At 60.8% G+C, this 13,673-nt stretch carries 14 protein-coding genes and 1 pseudogene; 14 read left to right on the top strand and 1 reads right to left on the bottom strand.

Features of this window, described 5'->3' with window-relative positions; translation table 11 throughout:
- Position 1 precedes the first annotated feature (1 nt).
- From fliO to cspE, 7 genes are all read left to right on the top strand, one after another.
- Positions 2-445 (top strand): flagellar biosynthetic protein FliO, encoded by a 444-nt coding sequence (gene fliO / locus JN756_RS23260; protein ID WP_201021419.1) that lies wholly within the window; start codon positions 2-4, stop codon positions 443-445.
- The gene (gene fliP, locus JN756_RS23255; RefSeq protein ID WP_046382522.1) at positions 445-1,188 is read left to right on the top strand and encodes a flagellar type III secretion system pore protein FliP; all 744 of its coding nucleotides are present in this window, start codon (positions 445-447) and stop codon (positions 1,186-1,188) included. The genes fliO and fliP overlap by 1 nt, the downstream gene beginning before the upstream one ends.
- Before the next feature lie 4 nt (positions 1,189-1,192).
- The gene (fliQ, locus tag JN756_RS23250) at positions 1,193-1,462 is read left to right on the top strand and encodes a flagellar biosynthesis protein FliQ (protein ID WP_003175300.1); all 270 of its coding nucleotides are present in this window, start codon (positions 1,193-1,195) and stop codon (positions 1,460-1,462) included.
- Positions 1,463-1,466: 4 nt separating this feature from the next.
- The gene (fliR, locus tag JN756_RS23245) at positions 1,467-2,252 is read left to right on the top strand and encodes a flagellar biosynthetic protein FliR (RefSeq protein WP_057003870.1); all 786 of its coding nucleotides are present in this window, start codon (positions 1,467-1,469) and stop codon (positions 2,250-2,252) included.
- Positions 2,253-2,255: 3 nt separating this feature from the next.
- Complete coding sequence (gene flhB / locus JN756_RS23240; protein ID WP_017845392.1) at positions 2,256-3,392, top strand: flagellar biosynthesis protein FlhB; 1,137 nt, start codon at positions 2,256-2,258, stop codon at positions 3,390-3,392.
- 161 nt (positions 3,393-3,553) lie between these two features.
- The gene (locus JN756_RS23235; protein WP_057003871.1) at positions 3,554-3,754 is read left to right on the top strand and encodes a cold shock domain-containing protein; all 201 of its coding nucleotides are present in this window, start codon (positions 3,554-3,556) and stop codon (positions 3,752-3,754) included.
- A 44-nt stretch (positions 3,755-3,798) separates the two neighbouring features.
- Positions 3,799-4,002, top strand: a complete 204-nt coding sequence (cspE, locus tag JN756_RS23230) for a transcription antiterminator/RNA stability regulator CspE (RefSeq protein WP_017845394.1) — start codon at positions 3,799-3,801, stop codon at positions 4,000-4,002.
- A gap of 109 nt (positions 4,003-4,111) precedes the next feature.
- Here cspE and JN756_RS23225 read toward each other — a convergent pair.
- Positions 4,112-4,393 (bottom strand): annotated as a pseudogene (locus JN756_RS23225) (DUF6124 family protein).
- Between the two features lie 466 nt (positions 4,394-4,859).
- On the opposite strand from JN756_RS23225, the gene flhA reads away from it, so the two are divergent.
- From flhA to JN756_RS23190, 7 genes are all read left to right on the top strand, one after another.
- Positions 4,860-6,974 carry a flagellar biosynthesis protein FlhA gene (gene flhA / locus JN756_RS23220; protein ID WP_057003874.1) on the top strand — a complete coding sequence of 705 codons (2,115 nt, stop codon included), beginning with the start codon at positions 4,860-4,862 and terminating at the stop codon, positions 6,972-6,974.
- Positions 6,975-6,985: 11 nt separating this feature from the next.
- Positions 6,986-8,302 (top strand): flagellar biosynthesis GTPase FlhF, encoded by a 1,317-nt coding sequence (flhF, locus tag JN756_RS23215; RefSeq protein WP_046382525.1) that lies wholly within the window; start codon positions 6,986-6,988, stop codon positions 8,300-8,302.
- Between the two features lie 105 nt (positions 8,303-8,407).
- The gene (gene fleN / locus JN756_RS23210) at positions 8,408-9,241 is read left to right on the top strand and encodes a flagellar synthesis regulator FleN (protein ID WP_003192912.1); all 834 of its coding nucleotides are present in this window, start codon (positions 8,408-8,410) and stop codon (positions 9,239-9,241) included.
- Positions 9,238-9,978: an RNA polymerase sigma factor FliA gene (fliA, locus tag JN756_RS23205; protein WP_017845400.1), complete on the top strand. Its 741-nt coding sequence runs from the start codon at positions 9,238-9,240 to the stop codon at positions 9,976-9,978. Before fleN ends, fliA begins: the two co-directional genes overlap by 4 nt.
- Positions 9,979-10,146: 168 nt before the next feature.
- Entirely contained in the window at positions 10,147-10,521 is a 375-nt protein-coding gene (locus JN756_RS23200) for a chemotaxis response regulator CheY (protein WP_003192908.1), read from the top strand.
- Between the two features lie 18 nt (positions 10,522-10,539).
- Positions 10,540-11,328, top strand: a complete 789-nt coding sequence (locus tag JN756_RS23195; protein WP_017845401.1) for a protein phosphatase CheZ — start codon at positions 10,540-10,542, stop codon at positions 11,326-11,328.
- A gap of 11 nt (positions 11,329-11,339) precedes the next feature.
- Positions 11,340-13,625 carry a chemotaxis protein CheA gene (locus JN756_RS23190; RefSeq protein ID WP_201021418.1) on the top strand — a complete coding sequence of 762 codons (2,286 nt, stop codon included), beginning with the start codon at positions 11,340-11,342 and terminating at the stop codon, positions 13,623-13,625.
- Positions 13,626-13,673: the final 48 nt, after the last annotated feature.

Here is a 13,673-nt window from a genome sequence, read left to right as displayed (position 1 = left end):
CATGAAGTATTCGATGGCGGGACTGTTGCTGGCGCTGCCATTGAGCGCCCTCGCGGCCGAGCCGGTCGCGCAAGCGGCCGCGTCGGCGGCACCGGTGGTGAGCAGCGGTATCGGCGGTCAGTTGACCCAACTGGTACTGGGCCTGCTGCTGGTGGTCGGGCTGATTTTCGTGCTGGCCTGGCTGATGCGTCGGGTGCAGAACATTGGCCCGGGCAACGCCCAGGTCATCGAGATGATCGGCTCGCGCGCCCTCGGCCCGCGTGATCGGCTGGTGCTGGTGCAGGTGGGCGAGGAACAGATCCTGCTGGGCCTCACCCCCGGCCGCATCACCCCGCTGCATGTGCTCAAGACCCCGGTCAACGTCGCCCCGACCCAAGCCGCCACGCCAGAATTCGCCCAACGCCTGATGGAGTTGCTGGGCAAGGATCAGAAGGATAAGAAGTAATGCGCGTTTTATTGACGCTCATGCTGTGGCTGGCCGCGCCATTGGCGTTCGCCGCCGACCCGTTGTCGATCCCGGCGATTACGCTTGGCACCAACGCGGCCGGGGCCCAGGAGTATTCGGTCAGCCTGCAGATCCTGCTGATCATGACGGCGCTGAGTTTTATCCCGGCGTTTGTCATGCTGATGACCAGCTTCACCCGCATCATTATCGTGTTCTCGATCCTGCGTCAGGCCCTGGGCCTGCAACAGACGCCATCGAACCAGATCCTCACGGGCATGGCGCTGTTCTTGACGATGTTCATCATGGCGCCGGTCTTCGACAAGGTGAACCAGCAAGCCCTGCAGCCTTACCTCGCGGAAAAGCTCACGGCGCAAGACGCCATCGACAAGGCCCAAGGCCCGATCAAAGACTTCATGCTGTCGCAGACCCGCTCCAGCGACCTTGAGCTGTTCATGCGCCTGTCCAAGCGCACCGACATCGCCACGCCGGACCAGGCGCCGCTGACGATCCTGGTGCCGGCGTTCGTCACCTCGGAACTGAAGACGGCGTTCCAGATCGGTTTCATGATCTTTATCCCGTTCCTGATCATCGACCTGGTGGTGGCGAGCGTGCTGATGGCCATGGGGATGATGATGCTGTCGCCGCTGATCATCTCGTTGCCGTTCAAGATCATGCTGTTTGTGCTGGTGGACGGCTGGGCACTGATCATCGGCACGTTGGCCAGCAGTTTCGGCGGAGTGTAGGGCTATGACCCCAGAAGTTGCCGTCGACCTGTTCCGTGAAGCGTTGTGGCTGACCACGATGATGGTTGCCGTGCTGGTGGTGCCGAGCCTGTTGGTTGGCCTGTTGGTGGCGATGTTCCAGGCCGCGACTCAGATCAACGAACAAACCCTGAGCTTCCTGCCGCGCCTGCTGGTGATGCTGGTCACGTTGATTGTCGCTGGCCCGTGGCTGGTGCAAACCTTCATGGAATATATCCTGCAGCTGTACGGCAGTATTCCGCAGTTGATCGGCTGACCGCATGCAATCGCTGCTGGCGTTGACCGACACCCAGATCAGCACCTGGGTGGCGTCGTTTATCTTGCCGCTGTTCCGGGTCACGGCGGTGCTGATGAGCATGCCGGTGTTCGGCACCACCCTGGTACCGCGCCGTATCCGCCTGTACTTCGCGGTGGCGATCACCGTGGTGCTGGTGCCGGGCTTGCCGCCGATGCCTGCGGTCAATGCGCTGGACCTCAGTGCGCTGATGCTGATTGCCGAGCAGATCCTGATCGGCTCGCTGCTGGGCTTCTCCCTGCAACTGTTCTTCCAGGCATTCGTGATCGCCGGGCAAATCATCTCGATCCAGATGGGTATGGGTTTTGCGTCGATGGTCGACCCCACCAACGGCGTGTCGGCGGCGGTGATCGGGCAATTCCTGACCATGCTGGTGACCTTGATGTTCCTGGCCATGAACGGCCACCTGGTGGTGTTCGAGGTGCTGACCGAAAGTTTCACCACCTTGCCGGTCGGCTCGGGGTTGGTGGTCAATCACTTCTGGGAACTGGTGGGGCGCCTCAGTTGGGTGTTGGGCGCTTCGCTGTTGCTGGTGCTGCCGGCGATCACCGCGCTGCTGGTGGTCAACATCGCGTTTGGGGTGATGACCCGCGCGGCGCCGCAGCTGAATATCTTCTCTATCGGTTTCCCGTTGACCCTGGTGTTGGGCATGGGGATTTTCTGGATCGGCATGGCCGACATTCTCAATCAGTATCAACCGCTGGCGAGCGACGCCTTGCAGTTCTTACGTGATCTGGCACGGGCGCGCTGAGCCATGGCCGAGAGCGAGAGTGGTCAGGACAAAACAGAAGACCCCACGGAGAAACGAAAAAAGGACTCCCGGGAAAAGGGCGAGATTGCCCGCTCCAAAGAGCTCAACACCGTTGCGACGATGATGGCCGGTGCCGGCGCCTTGCTGATCTACGGCGGCGGCCTGGCGCTCGACCTGATGGAGTTGATGAAACTCAACTTCAGCCTGCCCCGTGAAGTGCTGCTCAGCCCCGGCGCCATGGGGCAGTACCTGCTGCATTCGGGGAAAATCGCGATCCTGGCCGTGCAGCCGATTTTGATCACCTTGCTCCTGGCCGCGCTGATCGGCCCCGTCGCCCTTGGCGGCTGGCTGTTCGCCGCGAGCAGCATGGCGCCAAAATTCAGCCGCATGAACCCCGCCGCCGGGCTCAAGCGCATGTTTTCCACCAAGGCGTTGGTGGAACTGCTCAAGGCCCTGGCCAAGTTCATCCTGATTCTGTTCGTGGCCTTGGTGGTATTGTCCTCCGACATCGATGACCTGCTGCGCATCGCCCATGAGCCGCTGGAGTCGGCGATCATCCACAGCGTGCAAGTGGTGGGCTGGAGTGCGTTGTGGATGGCCGCCGGGCTGATCCTGATCGCCGCCGTGGATGCGCCGATCCAGCTGTGGGAAAGCCACAAGAAACTGCTGATGACCAAGCAGGAAGTGCGCGACGAACACAAGGACCAGGAGGGTCGCCCCGAGGTCAAGCAGCGCATTCGCCAACTGCAGCGCGAAATGTCCCAGCGCAAGATGATGGCTTCGGTGCCCGACGCCGACGTGGTGATCACTAACCCGACCCACTACGCCGTGGCCCTCAAGTACGACCCGGAGAAGGGCGGCGCGCCGATGCTGCTGGCCAAGGGCAGCGACTTCACGGCGCTGAAAATCCGCGAAATCGCCGTGGCCAACGACATCCTGTTGCTGGAGTCGCCGGAACTGGCGCGGTCGATCTTCTACTCCACCGACCTCGACCAGGAAATCCCCGCCGGGCTGTACCTGGCCGTGGCCCAGGTATTGGCCTACGTCTACCAGATCCGCCAGTATCGTGCGGGCAAAGGCAAGCGCCCCGATCCGCTCAAGGACCTGCCGATTCCGCCGGATTTGCGGCGCGATTCCTGACGTGCAGCCAAGGTGTCCTCTGGGGCAAGCGGGCTCGCCACATCACTTCTACCGCTTGTCGTTAATTGCAGTCTACCTGTCAACTTTGACAGTAGTCAGCATCGCCTTTTCACGGTTCCATTGCCTCAGGTACTGCGCAGCAAGAGGTCGGAAGTGGGGCAATGCAGCTATTCACAGGTACGGTTAAGTCTTATGACCCGCAGAACGGAAAAGGTTTGATTGCGCTGGACAGCGGGGGAGACGACGTGTCGGTAGATCTGCGCAGTTCGGATGGATGCAAGCTTTCGGAGGGCCAGAACGTGGCGTTTCAGATGATCCATCGACCGGATGGTGTCTATGCATGCGACATCACGCTGATCTGATGTCAGCTGTGCAAGTCCTTAATTGAAGTGTGCGGAGAACGACAATGGCAACGGGCACTGTGAAATGGTTTAACGCGGAGAAGGGGTTTGGTTTTATTTCTCCCGACGACGGCAGCACGGACGTGTTTGTCCACTATTCAGCAATCACCGGCACCGGTTTCAAAAGTTTGGAAGAAAATCAAAAAGTGGAATACGACGTGACGCAGGGCCAAAAAGGCCCGCAGGCCGAGAATGTGCGTCCTGTATAAAGATCGCCACTGATAGCATCCCTTCGCCGCGCCCATCAGCGCTCTGTCCCCTTGAAGCAAAAGTTGATCGTTCCCATCGGCGGGAACGATCACTGGGTTGGACGCTTGTCTAGGGTTTACCCAGTTCTGTCTCGGCTGATGGCTCGATGTCATCCAGTACTCGCTCAGCCAATAACCGCGCTACCTCAACCAATTGCGCAATTCCCAGCGCCCCTTCTCACCGTGATCCTTCCAGATCAAAGGCGAAGTCGCAGGTCAGGGCGTGTGCGCAAGCCAGGGTTTCGGTGAGGTTGACCAGCAGGTCTTCGGTGCTGATGCCGTCGATGAGGGTGAACAGCACGGTGGGTGGGGTATTGGTGCCGCGCGGGGGATTTGGGGTTGGTTTAACCATTGTGACGCTCCTGATTTAAGTGGAGCTGCCACTGATCGCCGCGATGCGATGGGGTGGCAGCTGTACGCAGGTTCGCGGACCGGAATCAGGAAACCGGCATACCCGAAGGTATCCCGCGCACAGCCACCGTAGCGCCGCACAGTAGACGATAAAAAAACGTCAACTGAAAGCGGACAATGGCACTTTGCGCCTGAATTTACATGGGCCGCGACGCCCGACCGCTGCGTGTGCAGCGAAGTACGGAGACTAGAGAGCGAGTTTCCTAGGGGCAGCCTCAAACACTTATCGGAAGTTTCGCAACCTCTGCAGGCGAACACTTGTGGCGAGGGCGCTTGCTCCCTAGTCACTGATCCAACTCGGAGAACAGAAGTTGGAAGGCTTCTTGCAATAGCGCCTCCAGGACGCCTCCCGGCGTCAAAAGTTTGCTTCAAGGATGCGAGGAGTACCGGTGGTAGATCGCTCTCAAATGCTCAGCACGGCCCGCAGCACCCTGACTGACCTCTCGCGGGGCAATCTGGGTGTGCCGTTGTTGTTGCTGGTGATGCTGGCAATGATGATGTTGCCGATGCCGCCGTTCCTGCTCGACGTGTTCTTCACCTTCAACATCGCCTTGTCCGTCGTGGTCCTGCTGGTCTGCGTCTACGCGTTGCGGCCGCTGGATTTTGCGGTGTTCCCCACCATCCTGCTGATCGCCACGTTGTTGCGGCTGGCGTTGAACGTGGCGTCGACCCGCGTGGTCATGCTCCACGGCCAGGACGGGCATGCCGCCGCCGGTAAGGTGATCCAGGCCTTCGGCGAGGTGGTGATCGGCGGTAACTACGTGGTCGGTATCGTGGTGTTCGCGATCCTGATGATCATCAACTTCGTGGTGGTGACCAAGGGCGCCGGGCGGATTTCCGAGGTGAGCGCGCGCTTTACCCTCGACGCCATGCCCGGCAAACAGATGGCCATCGACGCCGACCTCAACGCCGGCCTGATCGACCAGAACCAGGCTAAATCGCGTCGCCTGGAAGTGGCCCAAGAAGCCGAGTTCTACGGTTCCATGGACGGTGCCAGCAAATTCGTGCGCGGTGACGCCATCGCCGGCCTGTTGATTCTGTTCATCAACCTGATCGGCGGCATGGCGGTCGGGATCTTCCAGCACGGCATGACCTTCGGCGATGCAGGCAAGGTCTACGCTCTACTGACCATCGGTGACGGTTTAGTGGCGCAATTGCCATCACTGTTGTTATCTACAGCTGCGGCGATCATGGTGACCCGTGCGTCGGGCTCCGAAGACATGGGCAAGCAGATCAGCCGGCAGATGTTCGCCTCGCCCAAGGCGCTGGCCGTGGCGGCGGGCATCATGGCGATCATGGGCATTGTGCCCGGCATGCCTCATATCTCGTTCTTGAGCATGGCGGCCATGGCCGCCGGTGGCGCCTACCTGTTCTGGAGAAAGCAGAACTTGGTCAAGGTGAAGGCCCAGCAAGAAATCGCGCGCCAGCAGGAACTGCTGCCGTCGCCGGCCCGCGCCCAGGAAACCAAGGAGTTGGGCTGGGACGATGTGACCCCGATCGACATGATCGGCCTGGAAGTCGGCTACCGCCTGATCCCGTTGGTCGACCGCAACCAGGGCGGCCAATTGCTCGCGCGGATCAAGGGCGTGCGCAAGAAGCTGTCCCAGGACCTGGGCTTCCTGATGCCCACTGTGCATATCCGTGACAACCTCGACCTGGCCCCCAGCGCCTACCGCCTGACCCTGATGGGCGTGATCCTCGCCGAAGCGGAGATCTACCCCGACCGCGAGCTGGCGATCAACCCGGGCCAGGTGTTCGGCACGTTGAACGGTATAACCGCCAAAGATCCGGCTTTTGGTCTGGAGGCGGTCTGGATCGAAGTCAGCCAGCGCAGCCAGGCGCAGTCCCTCGGCTACACCGTGGTGGACGCCAGCACCGTGGTCGCCACGCACCTCAACCAGATTCTGTACAAGCACTCCCACGAGCTGATCGGCCACGAAGAAGTCCAGCAACTAATGGGTTTGCTGGCCAAAGCCTCGCCCAAGCTCGCCGAAGAGCTGGTGCCGGGCGTGCTGTCGCTGTCGCAATTGCTCAAGGTGCTGCAGGCGCTGCTGGCCGAACAGGTGCCGGTGCGCGACATTCGCAGCATCGCCGAGGCCATCGCCAACAATGCCGCCAAGAGTCAAGATACTGCCGCGTTGGTGGCCGCCGTGCGCGTTGGATTATCCCGCGCTATCGTACAAAGCATTGTAGGGATTGAGTCTGAGCTGCCTGTGATCACCTTGGAGCCAAGGTTGGAACAAATATTGCTCAATAGTATTCAGAAGGCAGGACAGGGCCAGGAAGAGGGCGTTCTGCTGGAGCCAAGCATGGCTGAAAAACTGCAGCGTTCGTTGATCGAAGCAGCGCAGCGTCAGGAAATGCAGGGCCAACCGGTGATTCTGCTGGTGGCAGGCCCGGTCCGAGCGATGTTGTCGCGGTTTGGACGCCTGGCAGTGCCGAATTTGCACGTTTTGGCTTATCAGGAAATCCCTGACAACAAGCAAGTGACTATCGTCGCGACAGTAGGGCCCAACGGCTGAGGTAGTGGGTTATGCAAGTAAAGCGTTTTTTCGCCGCCGATATGCGTCAGGCCATGAAACTGGTACGTGACGAGCTGGGCGCCGACGCTGCGATTATCGGTAACCGTCGTATTGCCGGCGGTGTCGAGCTGACGGCTGCCCTGGATTACACCCCTTCGGCGCTGGCCCCGCGTGTCCCGAACATGGAGCTTGAAGACGAGCTGCGCAAGACGGCCTCGCGCATTGTCTCGGCCCAGGCCGAACTGAGCATGCGCGGCGACAGCGATGCGACCACCAATCGCCAGTTGTTCGCCGGCCTGCCGCTGACCGCCGCCGAGCCGCTGGTCGAGCCGACGTTCATCGAACCGCCGCGTCCTGCCGCGCCTGCCCCGGCCGCCGCAGTCGACCAGCGTGTGTTCGACTCGATGCGCTTTGAGCTCAACGGCCTGCGCGAGCTGCTGGAAGTGCAGCTCGGTTCGCTGGCCTGGACCCAACTGCAAGGCAGCAAGCCGCAACAGGCCAACCTGTGGCGTCGCCTGCAACGCATCGGCCTGTCCGGCCCGTTGTCCCGCGACCTGCTGGCGCTGACCAGCGAAATCGAAGAACCTCGCCAGGCCTGGCGCATGTTGCTGGCCCACCTGGCGCGGATGATCGTCACCCCGGAACTCGAACCCCTGGAAGAGGGCGGCGTGATCGCCATGGTCGGCCCTGCCGGCATGGGCAAGACCACCACGCTGGCCAAGCTGGCGGCGCGCTACGTGCTCAAGTACGGCGCCCAGAACATCGCGCTGGTAAGCATGGACAGCTACCGCATCGGTGCCCAGGAGCAACTCAAGACCCTGGGCCGCATCCTCAATGTGTCGGTGACCCACGTCGACCCGGGCCAGTCCCTGGCCAACGCCCTCGATCCGTTGCTGCGCAAACGTGTGGTGCTGATCGATACCGCCGGCCTGCAAGCCAGCGATCCGGCGTTGCGCATGCAGCTGGAGAGCCTGGCCGGGCGTGGCATCAAGGCAAAAAATTACCTGGTGCTTGCAACCACCAGCCAAAAACAAGTTCTTACCGCTGCGTACCATAGCTACAAGCGCTGCGGCCTGGCCGGATGCATCCTCACCAAGCTCGACGAAACCGCGAGCCTGGGCGAGGTGCTGAGCCTGGCTATCAGTCATGAACTTCCGGTCGCCTACCTGACCGACGGGCCGCGGATTCCGGATGATTTGCATCTGCCGCGCCGTCATCAGTTGGTCAGCCGTGCCGTCAGCGTGCAAATGCAAGAAGAGCCTAGCGAGGAAGCGATGGCCGATATGTTCGCTGACCTTTACCACAACCCGGCAAAGCGGGTGGGTTGAGGCAGCATGAACACCATGAAATGTATCTACATCGATGGTCTGCAAGCGATTCACGCGGCCAAGCCATGTAGCCTGCGTCTAAGCAAGACAAGGTAAAGAATTAAAATGGGCAGCATGCATCCCGTACAGGTGATCGCGGTGACCGGCGGCAAAGGTGGCGTCGGGAAAACTAACGTGTCAGTGAATTTGTCCCTGGCCCTGGCAGAGCTTGGCCGTCGTGTCATGCTGCTGGATGCTGACCTTGGGTTGGCGAACGTTGACGTTTTGCTGGGGCTCACGCCCAAACACACCCTCGCCGATGTGATCGAGGGTCGCTGCGAGCTGCGCGACGTGCTGCTGCAGGGCCCTGGAGGCATCCGTATCGTGCCGGCCGCCTCGGGCACCCAGAGCATGGTCCACTTGAGCCCTGCGCAGCATGCCGGCCTGATCCAGGCGTTCAGCGATATCGGCGACAACCTCGACGTGCTGGTGATCGACACCGCCGCCGGGATTGGCGAGTCCGTGGTCAGCTTCGTGCGCGCCGCGCAAGAAGTCCTGCTGGTGGTCTGCGATGAACCCACCTCGATCACCGACGCCTACGCCCTGATCAAACTGCTCAACCGCGACTACGGCATGAACCGCTTCCGCGTGCTGGCCAACATGGCCCAGAGCCCGCAGGAAGGACGCAACCTGTTCGCCAAGTTGACCAAGGTCACTGATCGCTTTCTCGATGTCGCCTTACAATACGTCGGCGCAGTTCCCTATGACGAGTGTGTACGCAAGGCCGTGCAAAAGCAGCGTGCGGTCTACGAAGCGTTCCCTCGTTCGAAATGCGCGTTGGCGTTCAAGGCTATTGCTCAGAAGGTCGATACCTGGCCGTTGCCCGCCAACCCTCGGGGGCATCTGGAGTTTTTCGTCGAGCGATTGGTGCATCAGACGAGCGCAGGACCGGTGCTATGACAGCCAGCGGCTATAACCTTTACAAAAATTCGGCACGTGACCGTCAGGGCGAATTGATCGAGCGCTATGCGCCGCTGGTCAAGCGCATTGCCTATCACTTGCTGGCACGCCTGCCCGCCAGTGTCCAGGTCGAAGACTTGATCCAGGCCGGCATGATCGGCCTGCTCGAAGTATCGACCAAATACGACGCGAGCAAGGGTGCGAGTTTCGAGACGTATGCGGGTATCCGTATCCGTGGCGCGATGCTCGATGAAGTGCGTAAAGGGGATTGGGCGCCGCGTTCGGTACACCGCAATACGCGCATGGTCAGTGACGCAATTCGTGCAATTGAAGCAAAAACCGGTCGCGACGCTAAAGATCACGAAGTTGCGGCCGAACTCCAATTGAGTCTCGACGATTATTACGGGATTTTGAACGATACCTTGGGCAGCCGCCTGTTCAGTTTCGACGACCTGTTGCAGGACGGCGAACACGAAGGGCTGCACGAGGACGGCGCGAGTGCTCATCTCGAACCGTCGCGCGACCTGGAAGATGAACGCTTTCAGGGGGCGCTGGCGGACGCGATTGCCAATCTGCCGGAGCGTGAGCGACTGGTGTTGGCGCTGTACTACGACGAAGAGCTGAACCTCAAGGAAATCGGTGAGGTCCTGGGGGTCAGCGAATCGCGTGTCAGCCAGCTGCACAGCCAGTGCGCAGCCCGCTTGCGGGGACGCCTGGGAGAGTGGCGCGCGCGCTGACAGGCAGTGTGGGGACACTGCAGACACTACCGCGAGGCCCTTGGTTTTCGCGGGTGAGTTTCGTGGTGCCCTGGGCAGTCCTTTTTGTGTAACGCCTGTTGATTGAAATGGCGCGTCCAGGTGCTGGACGCGTTTTAAGACTGCTTGGAGGTCGAATTGGACAAGAACATGAAAATCCTCATCGTTGATGACTTCTCAACGATGCGGCGGATCATAAAAAACCTGTTGCGTGACCTGGGGTTCACCAACACGGTCGAGGCGGATGACGGCCTTACGGCGATTCCGATCCTCAACAGCGGGAGCATCGACTTTCTGGTAACCGACTGGAACATGCCCGGCATGACCGGTATCGACTTGCTGCGCCATGTGCGCGCCGATGAAAAACTGCGCAGCCTTCCCGTGTTGATGGTGACCGCCGAAGCCAAGCGTGAGCAGATCATCGAAGCCGCCCAGGCCGGGGTCAACGGCTACGTGGTCAAGCCATTCACTGCATTGGCCTTGAAAGAGAAGATCGAAAAAATCTTCGAACGCATCCACGGCTAATGCCATCGCGGGGGAGCTATGGAGCATAAAGAAACGTCACAGGGGGACTTTGAGTCGACCCTGAAAAAGCATGCTCACCAACTGGTCGAGAGCCTTGAAAAAGGCCAGTTCGGCGACGCGGTGCAGTTAATCCATGAGCTTAACCAGACCCGTGACCGCGGCCTGTATCAGGAAGTGGGCAAGCTCACGCGCGAGCTGCACAGTGCGATCGTCAATTTTCAGATTGACCCGCACATGCCCCAGGCTGAAGAAATTTCGCAAATCACCGATGCCACTGAACGCCTGTCCTATGTGGTCAGGCTGACTGAAGCGGCGGCCAACCGCACCATGGACCTGGTGGAAAACGCCACGCCCCTGGTCAACGGCATGGCCAACGAAGCCCAGGCCCTCAGCGTTGACTGGGGCCGCTTCATGCGTCGGGAAGTGGGGGCTGAGGAGTTTCGTGAGTTGGCCCGTCGGGTCGAGGGTTTCCTGTCGCGCAGCGAACAGGACAACCACACGGTGTCCAGCAACCTCAATGACATTCTGCTCGCCCAGGATTACCAGGACCTCACCGGTCAGGTGATCAAGCGTGTGACCCAATTGGTCACTGAAGTGGAAAGCAACTTGCTCAAATTGGTGCTTATGGCAGGCCAAGTCGATCGTTTTGCCGGCATCGAACATGACCGCGAAGCGATCCTCTCGGAAAAAGATCCACAAAAACATCTCGCCAAGGGTGAAGGTCCGCAGATTCATGCCGATAAACGTGAAGACGTTATGTCAGGTCAGGATGACGTAGATGACCTGTTATCCAGTTTAGGCTTCTAAGGAGCACACCCATGAGCTTCGGCGCCGATGAAGAAATCCTTCAGGATTTCCTTGTAGAGGCCGGCGAAATTTTAGAGCAACTGTCCGAACAACTGGTCGAGCTGGAAAGCCGACCGGATGATGCGAACCTGCTCAATGCAATTTTTCGCGGTTTTCACACTGTAAAAGGGGGCGCCGGCTTCCTCCAGCTCCATGAGCTGGTGGAGTGCTGCCACATCGCCGAGAACGTGTTCGACATCCTGCGCAAGGGTGAGCGTCACGTTGATTCGGAGCTGATGGACGTGATTCTCGAAGCGCTGGATGCGGTCAACGGCATGTTCAGCGAAGTTCGCGAACGTGCCCCGATCACCGCAGCCACCCCGGAACTGCTGGCCGCCCTGGCGCGTCTGGCGGAGCCTGCCGACACCGCGGCCGCGCCGGTGGTGGAAGCGGCTCCGGAGCCTGTGGTCGAAGCCGAAGCGGATGTCACCGACAGCGAGTTCGAGCAACTGCTCGACTCCCTCAATGCGGTCAAGGCCGAAGCCGAAGCGCCGCAAGCGGTCGCTGCAGTGGCCGCGCCCGCCGCGCCGACCGGCGAAGACATTACCGACGCAGAATTCGAATCCCTGCTCGATCAGTTGCACGGCAAGGGCCAGTTCGCTGCCGACGCCGTTGCACCTGCGGCTGAGGCGCAAGCACCTGCGAGTACCTCGCAAGTTCCGGCAGCCACCGCCGCCGCCGGCACCGACATTACCGACGACGAATTCGAAGCGTTGCTCGACCAGTTGCATGGCAAGGGCTCCTTTGCTGCCGATGCCTTGCCGGAAGTCGCCGCAACTGCTGCCGCAACTGCTGCCGCAACTGCTGCCGCACCGGCTGCTGCGGCTGCCGCTGCCGCACCTGCCGGCGACGGGCTGATTTCCGATCACGAATTCGAAGCCCTGCTCGACGAACTGCACGGCAAGGGCAAGTTCGCCGAAGTGGCCGCTGGCGCTGCGGCGACGGCAGCCCCGGTGGCGGCCAAACCGGCACCGGCCAAAGCCGCGGCCCCTGCTGCCGCCAAGCCGGCCCCGGCCCCGGCTGCCGCAGCTCCTGCCGCTGCCGCGCGTGCCCCGGCCGCCGCCGCGGCCGACAAGCCTGCCAGCGAAGCCGAAACCACGGTGCGTGTGGATACCGCGCGCCTGGACGACATCATGAACATGGTCGGCGAACTGGTGCTGGTGCGTAACCGCCTGGTGCGCCTGGGCCTGAACAGTGGCGACGAAGCCATGCAGAAGGCCGTGTCGAACCTCGACGTGGTCACTGCCGACCTGCAGACCGCGGTGATGAAGACGCGGATGCAGCCGATCAAGAAAGTCTTCGGTCGCTTCCCGCGCCTGGTTCGTGACCTGGCTCGCCAGCTCAAGAAAGAAATCAACCTGGAACTGGTGGGTGAAGAAACCGACCTCGACAAAAACCTTGTCGAGGCCCTGGCCGACCCGCTGGTCCACTTGGTGCGCAACGCCGTCGACCACGGCGTGGAAACCCCGGAAGAACGCGAAGCCGCGGGCAAGTCCCGTAACGGCAAGGTGATTCTGGCGGCGGAACAAGAGGGCGACCATATCCTGCTGTCGATCACCGATGACGGCAAAGGCATGGACCCGGCGATCCTGCGCGGTATCGCCGTCAAGCGTGGCGTGATGGACAAGGATGCCGCCGACCGCTTGACCGACACCGAGTGCTACAACCTGATTTTCGCGCCGGGCTTCTCGACCAAGACCGAGATTTCCGACGTGTCGGGCCGTGGCGTGGGCATGGACGTGGTGAAAACCAAGATCAGCCAGCTCAACGGTTCGATCAATATCTACTCGACCAAGGGCCTGGGCTCGAAGATCGTCATCAAGGTGCCGTTGACCCTGGCGATCATGCCGACCCTGATGGTGATGCTGGGCAACCAGGCCTTCGCTTTCCCGCTGGTCAACGTCAACGAGATCTTCCACCTCGACCTGTCGCGCACCAACGTGGTGGACGGCCAGGAAGTGGTGATCGTGCGCGACAAAGCGTTGCCACTGTTCTACCTCAAGCGCTGGCTGGTCGCCTCGGCCGCCCATGAAGAGCAGCGCGAAGGCCATGTGGTGATTCTCTCCGTGGGCACCCAGCGCATCGGCTTTGTCGTCGATCAACTGGTCGGCCAGGAAGAAGTGGTCATCAAACCTTTGGGCAAAATGCTGCAGGGAACCCCGGGCATGTCGGGTGCGACCATCACCGGTGACGGTCGTATCGCGTTGATTCTCGATGTTCCGAGCATGCTCAAGCGTTACGCCGCACGGCGTATTTGATTCTGGTGGGGCAGGGCGGTATTGCCTGACCCGCCTAACGGAGTGTTT

It is taken from the genome of Pseudomonas sp. Y39-6, from assembly GCF_023651955.1.
Taxonomy (GTDB): Bacteria; Pseudomonadota; Gammaproteobacteria; order Pseudomonadales; family Pseudomonadaceae; genus Aquipseudomonas; species Aquipseudomonas veronii.
Note: the sequence above shows the minus strand (reverse complement) of the source record. Positions and strands in the feature narration are given on the sequence as shown.